Origin of the sequence: Photobacterium toruni, from assembly GCF_024529955.1 — a bacterium.
Classification (GTDB): domain Bacteria; phylum Pseudomonadota; class Gammaproteobacteria; order Enterobacterales; family Vibrionaceae; genus Photobacterium; species Photobacterium toruni.
The window spans coordinates 158,144-181,148 of the sequence record NZ_AP024855.1; the positions used below are offsets into that span (position 1 = coordinate 158,144).

At 34.8% G+C, this 23,005-nt stretch carries 25 protein-coding genes; 12 read left to right on the top strand and 13 right to left on the bottom strand.

Annotation, left to right across the window (positions count from 1 at the left end):
- Positions 1-290 precede the first annotated feature (290 nt).
- Entirely contained in the window at positions 291-1,970 is a 1,680-nt protein-coding gene (locus OC457_RS14885) for a GGDEF domain-containing protein (RefSeq protein WP_235866915.1), read from the top strand.
- Between the two features lie 74 nt (positions 1,971-2,044).
- On the opposite strand, the gene OC457_RS14890 is transcribed toward OC457_RS14885, so the two are convergent.
- Positions 2,045-2,554, bottom strand: coding sequence for a DUF2301 domain-containing membrane protein (locus OC457_RS14890; protein WP_080174113.1), 510 nt, complete (start codon positions 2,552-2,554; stop codon positions 2,045-2,047).
- 230 nt (positions 2,555-2,784) lie between these two features.
- Here OC457_RS14890 and OC457_RS14895 point away from each other — a divergent pair, with 230 nt between their 5' ends.
- Together OC457_RS14895 and OC457_RS14900 are read left to right on the top strand one after the other, a co-directional pair.
- A complete protein-coding gene (locus OC457_RS14895; RefSeq protein ID WP_080174114.1) occupies positions 2,785-3,690 on the top strand; it encodes an SPOR domain-containing protein in 906 nt (301 codons plus the stop codon).
- Between the two features lie 224 nt (positions 3,691-3,914).
- Positions 3,915-4,913: a D-alanine--D-alanine ligase gene (locus OC457_RS14900; protein ID WP_080174115.1), complete on the top strand. Its 999-nt coding sequence runs from the start codon at positions 3,915-3,917 to the stop codon at positions 4,911-4,913.
- An 85-nt stretch (positions 4,914-4,998) separates the two neighbouring features.
- Here OC457_RS14900 and OC457_RS14905 read toward each other — a convergent pair whose 3' ends face one another.
- The gene (locus OC457_RS14905) at positions 4,999-5,964 is read right to left on the bottom strand and encodes a tyrosine-type recombinase/integrase (protein ID WP_080174116.1); all 966 of its coding nucleotides are present in this window, start codon (positions 5,962-5,964) and stop codon (positions 4,999-5,001) included.
- Positions 5,965-6,132: 168 nt separating this feature from the next.
- Here OC457_RS14905 and OC457_RS14910 point away from each other — a divergent pair, with 168 nt between their 5' ends.
- A complete protein-coding gene (locus OC457_RS14910; protein ID WP_235866916.1) occupies positions 6,133-6,489 on the top strand; it encodes a DUF3319 domain-containing protein in 357 nt (118 codons plus the stop codon).
- A 57-nt stretch (positions 6,490-6,546) separates the two neighbouring features.
- Here the strand turns inward: OC457_RS14910 and OC457_RS14915 are convergent, their stop codons facing one another.
- On the bottom strand, positions 6,547-7,071 hold the full coding sequence (locus tag OC457_RS14915; RefSeq protein WP_080174117.1) for an ATP-dependent zinc protease family protein: 525 nt from the start codon (positions 7,069-7,071) through the stop codon (positions 6,547-6,549).
- A 97-nt stretch (positions 7,072-7,168) separates the two neighbouring features.
- On the bottom strand, positions 7,169-7,774 hold the full coding sequence (locus OC457_RS14920; protein ID WP_080174118.1) for an HAD family hydrolase: 606 nt from the start codon (positions 7,772-7,774) through the stop codon (positions 7,169-7,171).
- A gap of 121 nt (positions 7,775-7,895) precedes the next feature.
- Between OC457_RS14920 and yciH the strand changes: the two genes are divergently transcribed.
- Positions 7,896-8,219, top strand: coding sequence for a stress response translation initiation inhibitor YciH (gene yciH, locus OC457_RS14925; RefSeq protein WP_080174119.1), 324 nt, complete (start codon positions 7,896-7,898; stop codon positions 8,217-8,219).
- A 157-nt stretch (positions 8,220-8,376) separates the two neighbouring features.
- Here yciH and OC457_RS14930 read toward each other — a convergent pair whose 3' ends face one another.
- Positions 8,377-9,336 carry a patatin-like phospholipase family protein gene (locus OC457_RS14930; protein ID WP_080174120.1) on the bottom strand — a complete coding sequence of 320 codons (960 nt, stop codon included), beginning with the start codon at positions 9,334-9,336 and terminating at the stop codon, positions 8,377-8,379.
- A gap of 459 nt (positions 9,337-9,795) precedes the next feature.
- Here OC457_RS14930 and dtpA point away from each other — a divergent pair, with 459 nt between their 5' ends.
- Positions 9,796-11,250 (top strand): dipeptide/tripeptide permease DtpA, encoded by a 1,455-nt coding sequence (gene dtpA, locus OC457_RS14935; protein WP_080174121.1) that lies wholly within the window; start codon positions 9,796-9,798, stop codon positions 11,248-11,250.
- Between the two features lie 68 nt (positions 11,251-11,318).
- Here the strand turns inward: dtpA and OC457_RS14940 are convergent, their stop codons facing one another.
- Positions 11,319-12,383: a threonine aldolase family protein gene (locus tag OC457_RS14940; protein ID WP_096777825.1), complete on the bottom strand. Its 1,065-nt coding sequence runs from the start codon at positions 12,381-12,383 to the stop codon at positions 11,319-11,321.
- Between the two features lie 444 nt (positions 12,384-12,827).
- Here OC457_RS14940 and OC457_RS14945 point away from each other — a divergent pair, with 444 nt between their 5' ends.
- Entirely contained in the window at positions 12,828-13,187 is a 360-nt protein-coding gene (locus OC457_RS14945) for a DUF6559 family protein (RefSeq protein WP_080174123.1), read from the top strand.
- A gap of 773 nt (positions 13,188-13,960) precedes the next feature.
- On the opposite strand, the gene OC457_RS14950 is transcribed toward OC457_RS14945, so the two are convergent.
- The 7 genes from OC457_RS14950 to OC457_RS14980 form a co-directional block, all read right to left on the bottom strand.
- Positions 13,961-14,731 carry an endonuclease gene (locus OC457_RS14950; protein WP_210436071.1) on the bottom strand — a complete coding sequence of 257 codons (771 nt, stop codon included), beginning with the start codon at positions 14,729-14,731 and terminating at the stop codon, positions 13,961-13,963.
- A 120-nt stretch (positions 14,732-14,851) separates the two neighbouring features.
- Positions 14,852-15,049 carry a YwbE family protein gene (locus OC457_RS14955; protein WP_080174124.1) on the bottom strand — a complete coding sequence of 66 codons (198 nt, stop codon included), beginning with the start codon at positions 15,047-15,049 and terminating at the stop codon, positions 14,852-14,854.
- 199 nt (positions 15,050-15,248) lie between these two features.
- The gene (locus tag OC457_RS14960; RefSeq protein ID WP_080174125.1) at positions 15,249-15,521 is read right to left on the bottom strand and encodes a hypothetical protein; all 273 of its coding nucleotides are present in this window, start codon (positions 15,519-15,521) and stop codon (positions 15,249-15,251) included.
- A gap of 120 nt (positions 15,522-15,641) precedes the next feature.
- Positions 15,642-16,529: a LysR family transcriptional regulator gene (locus tag OC457_RS14965; protein ID WP_080174126.1), complete on the bottom strand. Its 888-nt coding sequence runs from the start codon at positions 16,527-16,529 to the stop codon at positions 15,642-15,644.
- A 168-nt stretch (positions 16,530-16,697) separates the two neighbouring features.
- Entirely contained in the window at positions 16,698-16,844 is a 147-nt protein-coding gene (locus OC457_RS14970) for a hypothetical protein (RefSeq protein WP_159447843.1), read from the bottom strand.
- A gap of 129 nt (positions 16,845-16,973) precedes the next feature.
- On the bottom strand, positions 16,974-17,771 hold the full coding sequence (locus tag OC457_RS14975) for a helix-turn-helix transcriptional regulator (protein WP_080174127.1): 798 nt from the start codon (positions 17,769-17,771) through the stop codon (positions 16,974-16,976).
- Positions 17,772-17,878: 107 nt separating this feature from the next.
- On the bottom strand, positions 17,879-18,358 hold the full coding sequence (locus OC457_RS14980; RefSeq protein ID WP_080174128.1) for a YbhB/YbcL family Raf kinase inhibitor-like protein: 480 nt from the start codon (positions 18,356-18,358) through the stop codon (positions 17,879-17,881).
- Between the two features lie 269 nt (positions 18,359-18,627).
- Between OC457_RS14980 and OC457_RS14985 the strand changes: the two genes are divergently transcribed.
- From OC457_RS14985 to OC457_RS15005, 5 genes are all read left to right on the top strand, one after another.
- A complete protein-coding gene (locus OC457_RS14985) occupies positions 18,628-18,876 on the top strand; it encodes a DinI-like family protein (protein ID WP_080174129.1) in 249 nt (82 codons plus the stop codon).
- Positions 18,877-18,975: 99 nt separating this feature from the next.
- Positions 18,976-19,353: a cupin domain-containing protein gene (locus OC457_RS14990; RefSeq protein ID WP_080174130.1), complete on the top strand. Its 378-nt coding sequence runs from the start codon at positions 18,976-18,978 to the stop codon at positions 19,351-19,353.
- 565 nt (positions 19,354-19,918) lie between these two features.
- Entirely contained in the window at positions 19,919-20,908 is a 990-nt protein-coding gene (locus tag OC457_RS14995) for a sugar ABC transporter substrate-binding protein (protein WP_235866917.1), read from the top strand.
- Complete coding sequence (locus OC457_RS15000) at positions 20,908-21,666, top strand: ATP-binding cassette domain-containing protein (RefSeq protein WP_080174131.1); 759 nt, start codon at positions 20,908-20,910, stop codon at positions 21,664-21,666. Before OC457_RS14995 ends, OC457_RS15000 begins: the two co-directional genes overlap by 1 nt.
- A complete protein-coding gene (locus OC457_RS15005; protein ID WP_080174132.1) occupies positions 21,663-22,643 on the top strand; it encodes an ABC transporter permease in 981 nt (326 codons plus the stop codon). Before OC457_RS15000 ends, OC457_RS15005 begins: the two co-directional genes overlap by 4 nt.
- Positions 22,644-23,005 lie beyond the last annotated feature (362 nt).

The window sequence follows — 23,005 nt, forward strand, 5'->3', positions numbered from 1 at the left end:
ATTGATACTTTATCTCTAAATATGACAGCGCTGATTTTTTTATTGTCATAATGTGATCTAAAAAAGAGGATGAATTATTTGATAAATTATTTATTAAGTGATGTAGATCCTATCTATTTTTAAAATAGGGTTTATTTCATCTTGAAAGGGTATTGATACAGATATTAGTATTTAAGATTCCTAAATAGCATGTATAAAGCTTTCTTAGAATAGGTTTAAATTAGTTGTAAATTCCATTAGAGATTAATTATGTTTTCGATTATTCTCCAAAAAAACGATAAAAAGAATAAATGATGTTATCAAATTGTTATTTTAAATTTCAGCCTCGTTATTACAATGGTGAGATATCGTCTTATGAAGCACTGCTTAGAATCTCTCACCTCGAAATCGAACACTATATTGAAAGTATTACAGACCATGTTGAGTTTGATTTAGCTATTATTGAGTCTATTATTAAGCAACGATCACTATTGCCTAATCCTGAAAAGACACAATTGGCAATTAATATATCTATAGCAAGTCTATTAGATGATGAATTTATTGAAGCATGTAAGAAAATCTTTGAGCATGAAAAAAATATTGTTTTAGAGCTGACTCGACATGATACAACCAACGATTTTGCGCGTATTCAAGCCGCAATTAAGCAATTGAAAGCTAAGAATGTTCAATTTGCATTGGATGATTATGGAAAAGGCTATGCTAACAGTGAATTATTTCTGCATCTTGATATTGAATATATAAAATTAGATCGAAAGCTAATTAAGAATATTAGTCAGAGTTACGTTGCTTATTCATTAGTTAAAACAAAGTATGAAAAGATAGCTAAAGTGCTTGGTAAACATATTATTGTTGAAGGTGTTGAGACATTTGAACAATTAAATTTACTAAAGCAATTAGGAGATATGACTTATCAAGGTTTTTATTTTTCAAAGCCGCTTGATATTGGACATATTAAGCCAACAAAGACAAATCTAGATATTTGTAAGGTAGATAATCCATCATTTTGTAATGTACTTGATCAGGCCATTTATGAGATGAATCGAGCCCCTAATCCGCAAGCGATTAAAGCGGCTATTAATCATCTTATTAAAATTGATCGTTATAATATTATAGGAATAAGCCCTAATTTTTTTGATGTTTATAGTGAGCAATGTCGAATTAATAAAAATTATAATGAGTTGCTTGAACGTAAGAGTAGCCCTCATTTCTTATTAGTTTCATCTTTACTCAATACATGTAATGCATTAGTGATTATGCGTGATAGTGACGGTAATGCTATTTATAATAATGAGAAACATATTAATTATTTAGGTGTTGATCTTGTTGATTATACTGCTGCACAAGCTTGTGAAAAGTTTCCTGATTATCGTACGTGTCTTGATTTAGATAATGAATTACTTAACAGTGACACTTGCTTTATTGTATCAAATGAGACCGTCGAGACTGAAAATGGTAAGCAGTTTTTCCACACATATCGACAGAAAATAACCCATTTCGATCAAGTATTTATTATTTGTAGTGTTTATGAAGCGAACGATAGTATTCATATTGATACGTTAACGGGGTGTTATCAAAAAAGTTATTTAAAATCAACGTATGCGAGTGCTTATCAAACATTGGTATTCATTGATCTTGATGGCTTTAAATTAATTAACGATATACATGGTCATAATAAAGGTGATGAGGTTTTACAAGATTTTTCTCAAAGTATACAGAGGATGTTACGTGAGCGTGATGTGATAGTACGTTTTGGTGGCGATGAATTTGTATTATTGCTTGATAGTTCTTCATTAAATGCAGTGCAGCAACGCATTGAAATAATTAGAGATAATATTGAGGCTTATTTTTTAGCAAAAGATCTATATTTAAGCTTTTCTTATGGCATTGTTGATGTGAATGATTGTATTGAAAGTGCTTTGAAGAAAGCCGATGAAGCAATGTATAAACAAAAATATGCACGTAAGCAGTAGATAATAAAAAAGAGATCAAATGATCTCTTTTGCTGGTGGATAATAAGCTGGTGGAATAGAAAACCTATTATACTTTACACTTGGTAACGACTTTTATCGCCAATATCAAAATGCAGTGGCATGCGCCATTTACTAAAAGCAGCAAAGGCCAGTAATGCTGCACCGACCATTGCTAATCCAATCGCAATATTCATCACATTAAAGATTAAGCAAAACCAAAATCCCGCTAAAGCAAGCGGAGTTAATAAAAGTATTTTTACTTGAAAACAGAAGTATTCTTTTATCGAAAGCGCGCTAAAAACAAACAAAGCAGCGCCTAAGGCTAGTGGTTGCCAGAGTCCAGCAATAAACCAGATCGCAGCAAATAACCCTGCGCCTTGAATTAGCCAGCGAAAACGCTTGTCATAAATATGAACAGTTGTTGATGCCAATAAAGCAACGACGATAAGAAAAGGGGTTGCAGCATGGGGTTCTGTACCAATTACCATCATGATAATAGCGGCAAGAGTGAATGCAGTGCGATATAGGATAACTGTCAGTTTATCAAGAATATCAAGTTCGCATTTAATATGTGGATCAGCCATTGAGGCTCCTCGGTAGCAGCAGAAAAAGAATAAACATAGGGTTCATATTATTGTTAGAAAAACCCTATTTGTCGTGATCATGGTAACATAAATACTTTTCGATGGTTCTATCGTTATGATCTGTTTGATTGTAATTAAAAGCTGCGGCAAACTACGACTAACTATATGTCATTCAATTGTTTTTATCATTAGCACACTGACTGTTCGACTATGGAATAAGAGAGAATAAAATGAAAAAAATCATTACATTGAGTCTGTTATCGAGCTTGGTGGGTTGTGCTCAATTGATGCCTCCTAAAACACCATTACAGGTGCCGATTGAAACTATCAGTAGCACAACATCGACTGAGACGTTTGTTGAGCCAACAGTTGTTGCTGAATTAGATCCATCAGTTAAGACAGAGCCTCTTTATCAGTCGATAGATTCAATTGCTGTAAGTGAGCAGGTTATTGAAGATAAACCAACAGCAACAGTAGAAAACTCCACAGAGTCAGCTGTTAATACCGATACAGACGTTAATGCTATAACCGCGGAGCCCGCGGTGAACACCATAATAGATGTTAATGCTATAACCGAAGAGCCTACTGTGAATGCTATCCATGAGATTGATGCAGCAGCTATTGAGTCAGTGATTAATGCAGCAACTAATGCAGACAATGAAACGACAGTACCTACGGCAGTCGTCGCGGCAAGTGATGAAACGGCTATCGATGCACCTGAATCAATAGTGTTGTCCAATGATATAACCGTTGATGATCAAACTACAGTGGATACTCAAGCTGCAGTTAATGAACCTATTGCCACTGAATCGACTGTTAATACGCCTATTGCGGATAATGGCTACCAAACAGTTGATATGCACGGTTATAGTGTTCAAGTCACAGCATCAAGAGATGAGCAATCATTAGTAACATTATTATCATTATTAGACAGTCAGCAACCAGGTTGGCTGAATAAGAAAATGATCAATGGCAGTCAGGTTTATACTTTATTATTAGGCCATTACTCTGATCATGAGCAAGCGAAAGCAGCATTGGCATTGTTACCTGAAGCTTTACAACAAAATGGTGCATTTGTGCGGAATTTTTATGATATTGAACATACAGGTTCGCCACAATTGAAGCAATTACAATAATATCAGTGATAAGTCGTATATAAATGGTGGTTAATTCACCGTTTGCAGTATAAACCTGACATGATTTTAAAATAAATCACAATATGATGAGATAGAGGGTACATTCACATTACTTTTTTGATTACTATATTCAGCAGTGAATGCCTTATTCTTTTTGATCTTGGTAATGTGTCAAGGTTTTGTAATCTGCATTGTATTGTGATTGGTCTAATTAAGGAACGATAATGAGTTCTATCCACGTTTTATTATTATGCGGCGGCGGCAGCGCTGAGCATGAAGTTTCTCTTGTATCAGCAAATTTCATTGAACAACAATTAAAAACGATTGATGGTGTTAGCTATACACGTGTCGAAATGACAAAAAATGAAGGTTGGTTAAATGAAAATCAACAATGTTGTGAATTAAACTTAGATAAAACATTATCTGTTGATGGTGAGCAACCCGTTACAATTGATTACGTGATCCCTTGTGTGCATGGCTTTCCTGGTGAAACCGGAGACTTACAATCACTGTTTGATTTAGCAGGTTTGCCTTATTTGGGCTGTGGTGCTGAAGCTAGTACCAACTGCTTTAATAAAATTACCACCAAGTTATGGTTTGATGCGTTAAATATTCCAAATACACCTTATGTTTTCTTAAGTGAAAATACAGAAGATGCCCATCAACAAGCATTAGCCGCATTAAACAAATGGGGTAAAGTGTTTGTTAAAGCGGCATGTCAAGGCTCATCTGTTGGTTGTTATAGCGTTACAAATGCAGAAGAATTACGTACTGCTGTAAATAATGCATTTGGTTATTCAAACCAAGTCTTAATTGAAAAGACCATTAAACCGCGTGAACTTGAAGTTGCTGCTTATCAATTTGGTGACCAATTAATTATTACCAAACCGGGTGAAGTATCATGCCCTGATGATAAGTTTTATAGCTACGAAGAGAAATATAGCACTGATAGTTTATCAACCACGCAAGTTGAAGCTCATAATTTAACAGCAGAACAAATTGAAGCTATTCAGCATTATGCACGTAAAGCGTTTGAGCAAATGAAGCTTAAAGATTTATCACGTATTGATTTCTTTTTAAGTGAAGATGATGAGATTTTATTAAATGAAATCAATACATTCCCTGGTATGACTCCAATTTCAATGTTCCCTAAAATGTTAGAAAATCACGGACATAGCTTTACTGATTTTATTGAAAAAGCGATTAAAAACGCAGTTAAATAAATATTAAGTTAGCGGTTATTAAGCCAACCTCTATACACTTTCAATAAGAAAGCATATTAGGGTTGGTTTTTTTATATCAGCTATTTTATTTATTATTTTTATTGGCAAATTTCTTCAACGTGCTATCACGTTTAGCCCGTTGACCAATATATTGAGCGGGCATGGCAGGACTTCGCCAGCGACCTTGATGCTGTATCTGATGAATAGAAAGTCCAGCATCTGCTAAATCTTGGCTCGCACCAACACGAGGAGACTGGCCTGAAAATATGACATCAGTCGGAAGTTCCAGCTCTTGGCTTGCACGTCTAAATATTCGGTAGATAGATGAGTGGTCGAGAGGGTTATCGCCAATATTATTATGTCTATCTATTCGGCGAAAAACGAAACCGCTATCTATCATCGATAATGTTAGCCAACGGTTGACCGCTTGAGAGGCGACATCACTTAACGCAATTAAAGTATCATTAACTGAAAGTGTGATTAAACCATCAGGGGTGACTTCAATATCGTTAATGGTTAATGCCGTTACTTCAGATCGTTTTAACATGGCTTCAAAGGTCATTGCCCAAATAGCCATATCTCGTACATCTTTTGCCTTAGTTGAGCGTATAAAAGACTCAAGCAGTTCATGTAAATGATTATCGCGAAAGCCATGAGCATTGGTGTAATCATCATGTTTATCAAGACGTTGTTTATGCATAGCGAGTTTTATTTCGTTACTTAAACACGGGTTTGGTAGCGCATGACAGCGATGAACCAAACCAATAGTGACAATGTAACGTTTAAGGCTGGCTAATTTTCGAGTCTGCGCCATTTTTTCTATATAACGGTGCACAATATCCGCTGATGCGGGTAATGCTGAAGCGTTGTGTTGTGAACAGAAAAGCAAAAAATTATTCCAATCATTTTTAAACGCAACCAGCGTATTTTTAGCATACTGTTGATGCGTCAAGCGTTGCCAAACAGTAATAGACTCAGCAATGGTTGAAAAGTCAGCAAGACTTGCATTACGTAGTGTTTCATCTTCAATAACGGTAATTTTCTTTGCCACTGTAACACCTAATGCACTATAACTTTATATGCTTAAATAATAGCAACGATCATCGAAAAACAAAAGAATAATTACAAAAAGCTAGCTTCACAAAAGAAGAATTATTATTATATGTGCAGTTAAGATAATGATTATTAAAGAAACTACGACTTTAATAAGGTAGGGGATATGACAATAAAAAAACGTCTTTTTCATCGTGGTTACGTTATTGAAAATAGTACGGGACTCACTTCAGACTGGAAAGCCACTATCAATGGGCAAACAGTGAAAGGAATGATAACCAATATAAAAAAGAGTATTGACTGGTGGTGCGATACGAATGCCTTTATATCACCTGAAAGGTTTAATTCTTCTCAGCAAGTAATGAAGCCATCAGTAGCTGTTCGCACTGAACAGTATCGAGGGATTATTTTAAAAAATGATAATGGTAAAGATAATCAATGGTATGCCTTTGTGCGAGGCCAGTTAGTCAAGGGTGATCTAATTTCAATTAAGAAATATTTAGATAAAGTGGTCGTATTTTAAAAAACAGTGCCTATTGATGACAGGCACTGCTTTATTTATTACATTTTTATTAAAAGATTAATCGTCGTCATCATGCTTTGAAACATCAACTAAATAGCGACCATCTAACCAATTACGACCAATCAACAATTTATACACTAATTTTTTACGATCACGTAAATTGACCGGAATGGCATGGCTCTTACCATTCCAAACTAAATCCATAACAACAGCATAACGACGTTCAACACCTTGTGCGTTTCGTATCTTACTGATTTTAATTATTTTACCTGTGTGTGTTTCTTCTTGTCCTTGAGCATTTTCTGTTTTGAAACTGATCATTTTCCCTAAATTTTGGTTCCAACTGGCTTTGTTATTTTCCGGATTGTTATTACCATCAATGACATGTAAATCATAAGCATTAATAGATGTTGTATTTGCACCGGTATCAATACGCGCTTTAAAATCCATATTAAGATCTTTAACATGAATAGTTTCAATTGGACCTACAATGTATTTCCCATTACATTCGTTGGCGGCATAGGTCATTGATGATACCGTTGCTGCTACAACTAAGAGGGTAGAAAGAAAAATTTTTTTCACATAATCTCCTGATATTATTGGTACTTATCCATAGATGATAGACCGAGTAGCGATAACAATGTTTAATTTTATGTAAATTTTAGTGAATAAGTTTAATTTAATATCTTAACAGTTGTTTTTCTATCTGGTGAAAACAAGTTTGTGTTTGGTCAAATTGAACAGTATTAAAACCTAGCGTAGATGCTATTTTAATATTTTCACTATTATCATCAATAAATAAACTTTCTTGTGGCATTAATTGATAGCGTTCACATAACCTCATGAATATTTCTTGTTCTGGCTTCATTACCAACTCTTTTCCTGAAACTAATCCGCCATCAAAAAATGAGATGAAATGATGTTTTTCATAAAGAGTATCAAAAAAAGCACTGCTCATATTGGTAAGGTAATAAAGGGAATAGGGGTGGTGGGTTAATTTATGGAACAATGTTTCAGTTTGGTGTATTTTTGTCAGGCTAAGTTGAATGTGGATAATAAAATCTTCTATCCGCTGGGGTGAGATTTGAGTACGAGCTGAAAATTTAGGGATCACTTCTGCAATAAGCATTGTACCGCGATCAAGTGATAGCCAATCAGGATGTTGGAGTACATCACGCAGTAATATTTCTCGTTCTCGTTGTGATACAGTAAAACTATTCACAATTTGGAGTGGATTCCACTCAAACATCACGGCGCCAAAATCAAAAATCACATTACGAATCATAAGATGTTCCGTTAGAGTACCATTTATTGATAGTATTGCTTCATGAGTATTTAGCAAGATTGATGTGCTAACTTTTAATGGTATTCACACAATCAAGCAACCAAGTGAGATAGATTGCACAATGAGTGATAATAGTCGTTTAGTTTTCTCAACCGAAACCGGTCGAATTAAAGAAGAAAAAGTACAACCAGTACGCCCACAAGGTGACGGTATTGTTCGTATTCAGCGTGAAACAAAAGGGCGCAAAGGCAAGGGTGTTTGTATTGTTTCTGGACTTGATGTTGAAGATACCCAATTAAAACTGATTGCTGCGGAATTAAAAAAAGTCTGTGGTTGTGGTGGTTCAGTGAAAGATGGAAAAATTGAAATTCAAGGTGATAAGCGTGATGTAATCAAAGCGCATCTTGAAAAGAAAGGTCATACGGTTAAATTAGCTGGCGGTTAATCACGATTTGAATACGAATGTATAAAATTTAGCCACTTTTTTTAGGCAGTAATACGTCATGTTACTGCCTATTTTTTCATTTTATTTTTGAACGTCAGATAAATACACAATGAAATTATTCGGTTATCTAGTAGTTTATTTATAATCTTATTCTTATCTATAAAGAAGCAACAGTTGATTCTTTTTTTACGTTAGATGTATGACAAAAACTCGTCATGGTTTTTAAAAAATATAATCCCATTTGATGGCCTAATTCATAATCATTATTTAGTTCTGTTAAGTCACTTCCAATAAGTTTTGATTCTAATTGTTTATGTGGGTAAATTTCATAAATATTCACATCATCAGGAGGGTTATTTATAAAATGCTCATTTTCATTATATTTTTGTTCATGTAACAACAACATATCAATTAATGATGCAGCTTTAGTATGCGTTAATCCCCGTTTAAGTGTTTTAAGCCATTGATGATTTGCCGCAGTACCAATGGGGTTGGTACGAATGACGACAATATTTTTATAACCACGATCATAGGCTGCTTTTGCTGGAATTGGAGCATGTAAACCGCCATCAACCCAATAATGATGATTTGTATAAATTGGTTGACGATTTAATAGCGGAATAGCGCAAGATGCTTTTAATTTTTGGTCCCAATCATTAGCATTGAGATTAAAAAATCCGGCTTGATTATTATCTAATCCTGATGCCGTTGCTAACACTGTACGATTCACCATGTTTTTACGACCCGTTTGCCAATCTAGTTTTAAATTGGTTTGAGTTTGCTTTATTAACCAATCAAGATTCATTCCGCCACGAGCAGTAAATAATTTAGAATAGCTAAAAAACTCATGAGTGGTAGTTATTTCAGTAATAACACGATAGGCATGTCTATGTTGCTGGCAAATGTAGGATGCAATGTTTAAAGATCCTGCTGATGTGCCGATTAATAATGAGAATGGATTAAAATCATTTTCAATAAAAGCATCTAAAACGCCTGCTGTAAATATTCCTCGCTGACCACCACCTTCAGTAACGAGTGCAATATCTGTTATATTATTTTTTTTAAAATATAATGGCTCAATATTATTTTTACAATAAGAGATATGTTGACCTCTCATAATATTTATCTCCAACTCAAATGCTAATGGTTATGAGAGAAAAACGCACTGTATACAATGTGCTTATAATCTTATAAATGCAGCTAAAATTAAACTGTAAAGCTATCGTAACGTGTTAATTATGTTGTCAAATGGTTATTATTAACAATAATGCCCCATATTAATCACCGCTTTTTTTAATAGCCAAAAAATAATTCTAATTTATTTAGAATAAGATATTTATTATGAATCTTATACGATGAAATTTAAAAAATAACTTTTTGTTTTACTTTTACGATAATATTTTGATTTTTTTAATTATATATTTAGAGATACTTAATAGTGGTGTTAATTTACATGTAATTATTAAAATAAACTGACTATCTCTTATAATGTCTAATTTTTGAACCACAGCAACTTACCAAGATTGAAATATAACGACTAGTATTAAAACAATTGCGACTGATCAAGGAATACTGCATGTCAGATGTGAATGTATTTAAACAACCTAAACCATTTTATCTCATTTTTTCAGTTGAGTTTTGGGAGCGGTTTGGTTTCTACGGTATGCAGGCCATTCTTACTGTATACATGGTTAATATTCTTGGCATGTCGGAAGCCGAGTCATTTACACTATTTGGTGCCTTTTCTGCTTTAATCTTTGGTTCAGTCGCTATTGGTGGATGGGTTGGGGATAAAATTCTTGGTACTAAGCGGACAATTACACTTGGGGCGTTAGTGCTAACAATTGGTTACTCTTTATTAGGGGTATCTGCCGCAGGTGAGTTCGGTGGAAAAGAACTCATCTATATAGCGATGGGTTTTATCACCATGGGTAATGGTCTATTTAAAGCCAATCCATCAAGTTTACTTGCAAAGTCTTATGAAGAAAATGATCCGCGCCTTGATGGGGCGTTTACCATGTATTATATGGCTATTAATCTGGGATCATTTTTTTCAATGTTATTAAGCCCTTGGATTGCAGAAAAGATGGGGTATGGCATGGCTTTTGGTGTCAGTGCCATTGGATTATTGATCACTATGATTAACTTTATGGTGATGGGGCGAATCGTTAAGAATATTGGTTCTAAACCTGATATGCAGCCTGTAAATAAACGCTATTATTTTATGGTTGTAGTTGCAACGGTAGTATTGAGCTTTCTAAGTGCTTTTTTATTACAACATTTATTCTATGCGCATGCTATTTTGGTCGTTATTGGAATAACTATTGTTGTTATTTATTTTAAAGAAGCATTTAAAACTCAAGGGCTTGAAAGAGCGAAAATGTTTGTGGCTTTTATTTTAATGCTACAAGGTATTGTTTTCTTTGCGCTGTATTTTCAAATGCCAACGTCACTTAATTTTTTTGCTATTCATAATGTCAGCCATGATTTATTAGGGTTTAAAGTAGAGCCTGAACAATTCCAAGCATTAAATCCATTTTGGATCATGATCGCGAGTCCGTTACTTGCTGTGCTTTACAATAAACTAGGTGAACGATTTGCAATGCCATTTAAGTTTGCATTTGGGATGGTGCTATGTAGTTTAGCGTTCTTAATTCTAAAATTCTCAACAGGGTTTGCTAATTCACAAGGAATAGTCAATTCAAATTGGTTAGTAGCGAGCTATTTATTACAGTCGCTAGGGGAGTTATTAGTATCAGGATTGGGGTTAGCGATGATAGCACAGTTAGTACCACAACGAATGATGGGATTTGCGATGGGAATGTGGTTTTTAACGTCAGCTACAGCTGCTATTTTAGCGGGTTGGGTTGCCAGTTTAACCGCCGCTCCCGAAGGAATTATAGATCCAAACCAAACTCTCATGCTTTATGCTGAAGTCTTTGGTGAAATAGGGTATGTCACCGCAGCTATAGCACTATTTACATTACTCATTGCGCCCAAACTTACCCGTATTATTCAAGGTAAAGCATAATAAATAAAAGCAGCAATCGGTTGAGTGATTGCTGCTATTCTTTTATCATATTGTTTTATAGTGATTTATTATTTATCACTGCGGCTTAAAACATCAATAAAAGTATCAATATCGTCAGGATTTGTTGCAAAGTTAGTCACTAAACGGGCGACACCTTCACCCCAGCGATTAGCCAAAAATTCAAAGCCATGTTCATGTAAGGTAGCAATCGTCACTGGTGACATTTTGCAGAATACAATATTAGTTTTTGATGGATGTAGTAGTTCAACACCGTCAATAGTCATAATGCCGTTGCGTAACTTCGTTGCCATTGCATTCGCATGTTGTGCATTTTTGAGCCATAAATTATCACTGATATAAGCGTCTATTTGCGTTGATAGAAAGCGCATCTTAGACATTAAGTGGCCTGCACGTTTGCGACGGTATTCAATCTCATTTTTTAGGCTCGTATCAAATAAGACAATAACCTCGACACCAAAAGCACCATTTTTTGTGGCACCAAAAGAAAGGGCATCAACACCTGCCTTCCAGGTCATTTCTGCAGGCGTACAACCTAACGCATCAATAGCATTAGCAAAACGTGCGCCATCCATATGGTATTTTAAATTATGGCTTTTACACACATCACCAATAGCACGAAGTTCATCTAGTGTATAAACGCTTCCTGTTTCCGTTGCTTGCGTCACACTAACAACGGCTGGTTGTACTGTATGCACATCACCAATTTTTAAGGTTGCACGTTGGATAAGCTTTGCCGGATCGATCTTACAATCATCACCATCGATAGCCAGTAACTTAACGCCATTACTGAAAAACTCTGGAGCGCCACATTCATCATTATTAATATGGCTATTAGGATGACAAAGTACCGCCCCCCAAGCAGGAGACATTGCAGCTAAACATAAGCTGTTAGCCGCAGTTCCTGTAGGCACTAAAATCACAGAAACCTCAGTTTCAAACAATGCGCTCATCTTACGATCCAGTTGTAACGATAACTCATCATTACCATAAGGTGTCGCATCGCCAGCACTAAATTCAATTAAGTGCTGTAATATTTGAGGTGAAACACCGGCAATATTGTCACTGGTTAAGCCAATTGTTTTCTTCGGTGTCGTTAAAGGCGAGTTTGTCATTGTTGTATTGTCTCTATACAGATTGAACTATCAATATACCCAATTTAATGATGAATAGAATGATCTTTATTGTAACGACTAGTGTGATTATTAATAATGCGGTTAAATATTCGTTTATACAATTAAGACGAACTTTAAGCACTGAGCAAAGTGTAATGAGACAAAATATTTATGGTAAATAGATAACCTAGTTAAACACACAAAGCAAAATCACGAGAAGGTGTATTTATACATTATTAATCAACAAACTAAATAATCAAACAAAGAGTATTAATTACCGAGATCGTATTTAACATAAGGTACATAATGCGCACTGACAGAATCGTGTAGCTCCCAAGGTAAAGTGTCTCTTTCCTGCAAAGCTAAAATTATAGTGATCAGAATCTGCGTTTGATTACATGGTAATATGACAGCTCATTGATTGGTTTTATGAAGGAGATCTCTTTGCTTAGAGTTATTCAGCGTCGTCGTATTAAAAAAGTTATTAAGTTACTTTCTGCAAGGTTGATAAAAGGCTATGGCAGTCGCGATTTTTTCTCTTTAGGTCAAATTACAGCAAGTACCAGTGAGTGTAGTGCTCGTCAGCAACAAATTGCAGTCGCTTTGTATGTTGATCCGCAAGATATTAATCTTGCACAAAACCCTACTCTGAAATCAATACGTAATGATGTATCACACGATTTCTTTGACGATAATGATTACACAGGACAAGATGTACTCAACCTACTGGCTTACGGTGGATGGAAAGGTGGTCGAATCGATGATGATATGTCAAACCGCTTTGGTATGGGGAGTCGTTATTAGTGTTCTAGATTGTAATAGCGGGATTTTGCTTATAATAACCGACTAGCCTACTACTATTGTAGAAATAGCAGCAGGCCAAACGTCATAAATAGAAAGATTCTATTCTTCAGTCGCTTTAAGCTTACTAAGCTCTATTTCAATCTTTTCAATATCAGCAGTGTAACGTGCTTTACTTGCACCATCTCTAGTAGACTTAGACATAGCTTGTAACTTAGAAAGTTTTTTTGTAAGTGTTGCTAATTGGTTCTGGGTTCTACGATTGCTGCTCATTAATAAATGGTACTCCAATAAATGATGTTATCTGCTGTGTGACTACAATTAAATTATATATCATTACAACAGGTTAATTAACTTAACGGTTAATGCTATTGTATTTCTAGCTCGTTACCGTTATAGCGTAGCATATAAGGCTGCAAATAATGAAATATTAATAGAGTTTAGTTTGCTTTTGATAACTTACGCTTGTTATTGGTGCTATCTGTGGTCGATAAGCTCACTAAAATCACAACATTAGCGTTACGAGTACTGCTAATCGTTAACAATTTTAAGATAATGATAAAAATATACAGTCTTAAACTCTCTAAGCTTTAACTGCTCGCACAAACAAAAAAATGAGGGGTGATGGCTAAATGAATATGATTCAGACATTGTGAACCCTTCTATTTGTGATGATGTCATTCTTTTTTTGGATGTACTATTGTGAGATTGCATAGAGCAAATAAAAAATCCACATCGTGAAATATGGATTTTTATAGGATGGTATAAAGCTAGTATTAGCCGATGTTTTTACAACGTGAAGCTAAGATAGGATCAACATTACCTTGAATTTTTTGAATTTTAGCAGCACGTTCACACTCCCATTTTGATACAGGGTATTGTTTATCCCATGCTGTCATTAATTGACGCTGCTGACGACTCATTTTGTAGCTTGGATATACTGCTTCAAAATACATGTAAGTACGTGCGATAACACCACGAGCGCGCTTTGGTGGTTGAGCATCATGATCTTTCTTATCAATGATCATGTCACAGCTACCAAATGAGCGGTAATCTTTACTGGCTGTTTTAGGCAACATTACATAATTGTAGTTCTGACGAGCAGCGTTAACTGCACCTACCGCTGGATATAAGTTATAAAGATCGGATTGCATTAAACGATATTCAGCATTAGCTTTTTCAGCACACTTACGACCTTTAAATGACTTACCTTTGCTATCCACACAAACTTTTGCCCCATCACGCCATTCACTAAATGAGCGACCAAAGTTCTCCGCAGGTACGACATGCTCTGCTTCCCAACGTTTAATTCGTTTTTTATATACGTCAGTAGTAAAACCTGATGGTAATGTTACGTATTTCTTATTATTAAAATTTGCACCGCAATAAATAGTTTTCATATCAACAGGATTAGTATAAATCTGCTTCTGCATGATTTTTTTAGCTTTGCTGAATGATTGGTTGGTGGTATTACCTTGTGGTGATTGTGCAAATGCAAGCGTCGGTAATAGCGCGACACTAAATAAAATAATATTAGTTTTATTCACGTAGTTCTCTTTTAGGTAGTTGCGGTCAATAGATTAATGACTGACGTGTTGATATAACAAAGTGTTATAATGCTTTGTTTGATTATTAGTGTTGAATAGGTGGCTTAGTGAATTATTTACTTATTCAGAAACAATGACTTTTACTCGACCTACATCACCGGTTGTTAAACGGACTTTGATACCATGTGGATGGTTTGGCGAGTTTGTGAGGATTTTTTCAACTGTACCCGATGTAAGTTTACCGCTGCGTTGATCTTGTTTTAATACGATTTGTACATCTAAACCAACGTGGATATTTGAACGGTTTTTACCTGACATATTGACTCTTTTATTTTTAATTTTTCAAACTGTATTATTGAGCTTTTATAATAAAACGCAACTTAATATTAAGAGATGTTTATCGGATAAAGGTAATTTAATGGCTATCTTATTGATATAAAAGTAAATAAGTTTTTCATTAAAATAAGCCCTGCATTGTTATATACAATAACGTTGAAGGCTGTTGTTCGTATAAATATTACTGTTGAAGTGCTGGGCAATCTTTAGGAAGTAATTGTTCTGGGATTGCAGGGCCGATTCCCATATCAGCTGTCCACCCTTTTAAGCCCCCTGTTTTTGGGTCAAAATCGCTGCATTTATATGGCTTATCTTTTATTAGTGTTGCAGGTGTGACTTGTTGAGTTGTCGTATTATTATTTTTGGTTTGATCACTTTTGAGCATTGTAAACGCAAAGCTACAAATTACTATTCCACCTAATACGATCAAGGCAGATTTTGTTGACTTTTTCATGGGCGTCCCTCCTCAGTAAAGCACTGATTTATGATCTATTTAAAACCCATTTTATAGATAAGATCAAATTAAGTAAGAAAACAAATACGTTATTGCTTGTTTAATCACCGATTTAATCGATTATCGGCACAATGATGCTAATAATGAGGTCACGGTTTGATAACGTTTTGGTAAATGGCGGTATCTTTTTTGAATAATAAATAATTGTTCAGTAACGGCAGTTATTGGTGTTGCAATATATAATTTATCTTTATTCTCAAAATGATCAATAGCACTTTGAGGCAATACGGTAAAACCAATACCTTCAGCGACAGCAATTAAAATTTGGTTCAGTTGATTGATATAGCTAGTAATCGGTAATTGTTCAATTTTAATATCGACTAAATTATGAGAACCACAATCTTTAAAATATTTAGAGAGATAATACTGAGCATCAGGATGATCAATTAAGCCACATGTTGTTAGAAGATCGCTATTAATATTATTATTTTCATATTGAAGAGGAAAAACTAAGCATAATCGTTCTTGCCCTATTATGGTGGTGTCAAATAAATCATTGATAGGTGATTGAGTTACTATTCCCATATCAATAGTATTATTTTCAATGCTATCTAAAATTTTATTATTAGGTGCGGCTTCTAGATGAAAATGTAATTTTGGGTATTGGTGTTGTAAGTGTAATAACTGAGGATATAACGATAATGCAAAGGACCCAGAACACGCGATTTTACACGTACCTTCATAAGCGCTATCCGTTTGTAAGTTATTAATTAATTTTTGATATTGATGTGTTTGCTGCTCGGAATATTGATAGACAAGTCGCCCTTGTTCTGTCATTTCAAACTGTTTGTTATAACGTGTAATAAGCGGATAGCCACAAGCTTGTTCTAATTTTTTAATGTGTTGGCTAACACCTGGTTGTGTCATATGTAACAACTCGGCTGTCTGAGTAAAATGCCCTGTTTCTATTAATGTTTTAAATGTCATTAACCATTGAGGATTAATCATGCTTTACTCTAACTATCATTACAAAAAATTATAATAATTAGAGTAAATCATAATTTAAATTTTATCAATTATACTTTTAAGTTATTACGTTAAATGAAATGATGATCTTTAATATACTAAAGCAATGAATAAAACTACTTTAGTATATTAAAATTATTGGGAGAGAAATTAATCAAAGGTATTAGATAAATGGTAACCAACACCAAAGTACATATTGGTTTTATTAAAATCACCCATAACTCTTTTTATATTAAATTCGGTATATATATTTGTTGTTGGAATGTCTAGTTGTAAACCTGCACCAGAAGCACTCACATCATTACCACTTAAATGTGTTGCACCTACTGAGATATAATTTTCACTTGCTTGTGCTGCAATCGGACAAACAAAACAACATTTACAACAAATAATACTTTTTTGACATATCTAGAGTGGTGTTTGCTTCTATGCCATTTTTGTCCCTTTACTAACACTCATTGTATTTTGATATTCTTTGAGTGATAAACCAAATTGCTTTTTAAACCGCTGTGCAAACCGTGTTTCTGACTGATAACCACAAAGTTGGGCTAAATCCAATTGAGTATAATGCTGCTGTTGTAATAAGGTTAATGCATAACCCATTCTTAATTCAGCTAAAACTTCTCTAAATTGAGTTGATTCCTCGCGCAGTCGACGGATTAATGTTGATTTACTTAACCCAAAATGCTGACAAGCTGATTCAATACTATGATGCTCACCTGGCTGCTGCCTAAACAATTCTACTAATTTGTCACGCCATGATAAATCTTGATAACTAAAAAGAAGATGCAACCTTCCCACATTGGCTAAATATTCAAATAGAGCATTGACCATGCACTCTTGAACGTTACGTGGTAACGATTTTGGCATATTGATTAAATTCATAAAAAGATATTCACCATCCTGATCAAAGGAGTAATCTGGCGTGATATGCTTCTCTGCATGATGACGTGAACGATTAATGAGTGCTGCGGTTGGTTTGGTAAAGAAACACAATTGTAATGATGAAAATACGGTGTGTGATGGTTGATTAATAAACGTTTGTTGTGAATGCCCTGCTGTTAATAACCAATTTTTAGCATCGATATTTATCCAATCATTTTGCCACTGTAATTTCTTCACTCCAGTTTGTACCCAAACAAGTGATGGATAAATAAAAGGGACATTACGTAGTTGCTGTGATTTTTGCCCCGTATAATGGATGCACTGAATAATCGCCGACATACTGTTCCCTTTTTTAATCTAAAATGACATATTATACTACCAAAAAAAGAAAGCCTCATAATAGGTAACTATTAATGAGGCTTTTCTTTTGTACTGCTATAACGTTATTAACGTTGATAATGCGCAGTGATCGTTGATTTAGCTAAAGCTGTGCCATTAAGCATGTAACTTACTAGTGCACATGATGCGTCATCAGGAACTTCCATTTTTTCACAAGGCAATGCCCATACTGTGAATACATAACGGTGAACACCATGACCTTCTGGAGGACATGCGCCGCCGTAACCATTAAAGCCGTAGTCATTACGCATTTCTAAACCAGCAGCAAGATGATCAGATGCTCCCTCAGCTAATTCATGTGTTGATGCTGGAATATTAATAACTTGCCAATGCCAAAAACCACAATCAGTTGGTGCATCAGGATCGAAACATGTTACAGCGAAGCTTTTTGTACCTTCAGGCGCATTTTCCCATGCAAGTTGAGGGGAAATATTATCACCATCGTTACCAAAGCTATTAAATGAAAAACGCTTATCGTAGTGCTGCTCTTCAGCAATACTGTTACTTGTCATTGTAAATGTTGTCATGATCATATTCTCTTATTAATCGTTATGTTATTACTATACGAGTTTCCACTAAAATTTTTCTCCTTTAAGTGCCAATAATTCGGCTAATAATAGCATTTATGACCCTTAATGTTTTTACTGATAATTTTATTTAACTATAGCCCTATTATTAAACATATATATTCTCAATAAAGATTACCACTCAATACCATGAAGAGATTAAATTGGATACCTATTAAAACTGTATTTATAATCACTGTTATTTTATCCAGTATAATAGATGGACTTATATGCGTATTGAATTAATGGTTAATAAAAATAACGTACCTAACGATGTTTTTTATCAGGTTGAATCTGAGTTTACTCGTCGTATGGAAATCTCTTGGCCAAATGCATTGGTACGAGTACGTTTAGGCGGAGCCAATGAGTTGAATGTCTTAGGTGCTTTAAAAGAAGATAAACTACAAATTGAAGCAGAACTTGAAGCGATGTTTAATGAATCTGAAGATTGGTTAGAACAACCCAGTTATGATATGTAGTACGTTATAATTGCATATTGAGCTTGCTAATTTAATACTGATTAAGTTGCTGATAGGTGTTTATACTATAAGTATTGTTATTTATTGGTAATCTTTATTATGAGCACGTTTATTTCAAAAGACATTTGGTCTGATTTTACTGCTGATCCTGAATTTCCTGGATTTAGTTTTCGAGATACTGATGAAAGTAATGCTAATTGTGTAACGGCATTACTTGAACGTTGGCAAGCCGGTACAATCGAAGATCCTCATCACCACCCACATGATGATATGTCAATTATCGTTACTGGCGAAATCGCAATTCAATTCTATCTTCGTATCAACGGGGAACTAGTTAACGATGGCGAACCAATGATCTTAACCGCTGGTCAAACGGGTTATATTAAAGCTAATCGTATTCATAGTGTGGTATACACTGCAGATTGTGACATGGTATATATTCAAAATAAAACATTTGGTTTTGAAACCGATAAGTAATTGCTAATACCGTGTATTCCAAAAACTTCCACCTCCAATGTGGAAGTTTTTTTTTGCTTTGTTAACTGTTTATTCTTGGAAAGATAAACAATTAATAAGTATGAAAGTGTATGATTTATTTTTATTTTGCGGCTTTTATCGCATGTTCTTGCCATGGTTCTGACTCAATAACTTAATATTCTATATATTAAACATATGTTAAATATATGGTGTGTTTATGATTACTTCAATAAAAAATTTCATATGTCCAAAATGTGGAAAATCTGAATATCTAGAAGGTAAAAATACTATTATATGTATCTGTGGCTATCGGATTGATTATATTCAAGCCTAATATAAATATGCTTTTAATTTTATAAATTTATTTAGATTTTATATTGTTATGCTATTTAAAGTAGCTCATCTTTTTCTTGATAATTGTGTCTTGTAATATTTTCGCACTAATTTACGCCATAAATAAAAATAGCCATTAGCAGAGTAGATATTATTAATAGTTAGCATTTTTAACAAATAGCGATAAAATGCTTTACTAAATATCGATAGAATTCAATTTGCTGGTGTAAAAATGAAACATTTATCTAAAAAATTCTCAACACTAATGCTGGCAAGTCTCGCATTAGCTTCTACCTGTGCACACGCTATACCTTCAGGCAAAGACATGTCAATTTGGATTGATGTTGGTGGACCTGTTGGCGGCCCTTATGCCACTGTTATTCAAAATGGAGCAAAGCAAGCAGCGGAAGATCTTGATGCTAATTTACGGGTTGTTTATTCTGACTGGCAACCTCAAAAGATGATCGAAAATTTCAAACAAGCGGTTTCTGCTGACCCATCCGGTATTATTATCATGGGTCATCCTGGTGATAGCGCCTATCAACCTTTAATTATGGAAGCTGAAAGTAAAGGTATTAATGTTACAGCTATTGATACTGCACTTCCTGCAAGTATGAATGCAATGCAAAATAAAGGCTTTGGTTATGTTGGGGTAAGTAATGCAAAACGCGGTATAAAACTCGCAGCTGAAGCATTACGTCGAGGTAAATTTAAAGCAGGTGATCGTGCGTTAGTCTGGGGAATAAAAGATATTGCTGAGCGTAGTAAATCTACACGAGGTATGATAAAAACATTAGAGCAAGCAGGATTAACCGTTGATTTTCTTCAAATTTCACCAGAAACAGATAAAGACCCATCTTTAGGTACTGCAGCAATTACTTCATATCTTGCTAGTCATATGACAACCACATTGATCTTAGTTGATCATGGTTCACTTACTTCGCAAATGGCTAATTTTTTGCGTAATGCAGGTGTAAGACCTAAAGAGATCTTTGTGGCAGGGTTTAGCTTATCCCCTGCAACCGCCGATGCTATTCGTAGTAACTACGTACAATTAGTGGCTGATAGTCAACCTTACCTGATGGGGTATTTATCAGTTGTACAAACAGTGCTAAGTAAACGTTATGGTTTTTCAGGTTTAAATATTAATACGGGTGCTGGTTTTATTGATCTCAATAATATTGATTATATTGCACCATTAGCAGCAAAAGGTATTCGTTAATGTGCACTAAAGCATTAGTACTTACTGATATTAATAAATGGTTTGGATCGATTCACGCGCTACGCAATATAAACTTGAATATTAATAAAGGTGAGATTATTGCGCTACTTGGTGACAATGGTGCAGGAAAATCAACACTAATTAAACTTATCGCCGGTGTTGAATCGTTTGATTCTGGCTGTATAAGCATTCAAGGAAAATCTATTGATAAGAAAGGTCATAATGTAAAAACAGCCCGCAAATTAGGTATTGAAACGGTTTATCAATCAGGATCATTAGGAGAACAACAATCAGTATGGCGTAACTTATTCTTAGGCCGCCACATTCGAACCAAATTAGGATTTATTGACCAAAAACAAGAACGTCAGCAAGCACAACAGTTACTACAAAAACTCGACTTTCGGGGTGTAGGCGCTAATATTGAAAGTTGTATTTCACAGCTTTCAGGCGGAGAATGTCAAGGTTTAGCGATTGGCCGCGCAATGTTATTTGATGCGAAATTGGTTATACTTGATGAGCCAACAACAGCATTATCACTGGGTGAAGTTGAGAAGGTATTGCACTTTATCGAAACATTAAAATCACAACATCGTGCTTGTTTACTCATTACTCACAACATAAATGACGCTTACCGTGTCGCAGATCGTTTTGTTGTTATGGATCGCGGGGCGATTGTTGCAGAATATAATAAAACGGAAATGGATCAACAATCACTACAACAAGCACTTCTTGCTGCTGTTGGTCGAGGTGCTGCATGATTTCCGCTTTTGTTCGTCATCGAGCACCAATCATTACCAGCCTAATGTTGGTAAGCTTATGGTTATTATTTACCATTTATAGCCCACAAACATTTACCCATATTCGTATTTATACTTCATTCATGTCAACGATCCCTTTCACTGCAATGTTAGCCTTTTGCTTAACATTATTAGTCATTGCTCGTGAAATTGATATGAGTTTTCCATCGATTATTGCGCTTGGAGGCTACGTTTTTTCTGCTACATTTCAAGCAACACAATCTCCCCTGCTTGCCTTTACTGCTGCAGCCATCGTTGGTATTTTATGTGGCATATTAAATGGTCTTTTAGTGGTCTGTTTTAATATCCCTTCAATTATAGCTACTATTGGCAGTCAATTTTTTATCGGTGGTTTAACAACGGTTATTGCTGATGGATTGGCATTAAGCTTGCCTGAAATTCGTGATAGCTGGTTTCATACCATAATGGTTGGGAGAATTGCGGATGTTATCCCTGCACAAGCTATATGGTGTATCATCATTTTAGCGTTATTATGGTTACTGCTATCACGACATGTCTTTGGTGATAACATTAATTTTATTGGTGACAATCCCAAAGCGGCAGAAATGATGGGCGTGCCTGTTGCTCGTACGCGATTATTATTGTTTATTTTAATGGGATTAATGTCTGCGATTGTCGGTATTTTTGTTAGTCTTGAAATGAGCAGTTGGTGGCCAAATCAGGGGCAAGGCTACATGCTTTTGGTTTTTGCTTCCGTTTTTATCGGTGGTACATCAGTACTTGGTGGACGTGGCACACTTTTAGGTACCTTTTTTGGTGCTTGTATTATCGGTATTTTAGAAGCTGGTATTATCAGTGCTGGGCTAGCTGGTTTTTGGACTCGATTAGTCTATGGCGTAATAATTATAATTTCTTTAATTATTCATAGTATTTTACTAAAGCAACATAAAGGCACATGGCGGCAATTGATTCACTAATTATTAATCTAATCGACCAATAGAAAGAGAGCATTATTGCTCTCTTTTTTATTATCAATGACAAAAAAATTCGCCATTAATGTCCATCATCAAACTCAATCATATCTACTCGTAATAGTATTTACTTACAAAAAGTGACGCGGTAACAATTTAATTATTTAATAACTAACGACAGATTATACCCGACAATTAAAATTAAGACGTTTATTGTTAGTGATTATTTGACCATTTTTTGCATTATTGGTGACCCAAATGCGATCTCAATCTTGATCTTTTATTTTTCATAAATACATGAATTATATAGCTTTAATTTTTCAGTCTTATATAATATCTCTTATAGCAGATCAATAATAAAGACTAAA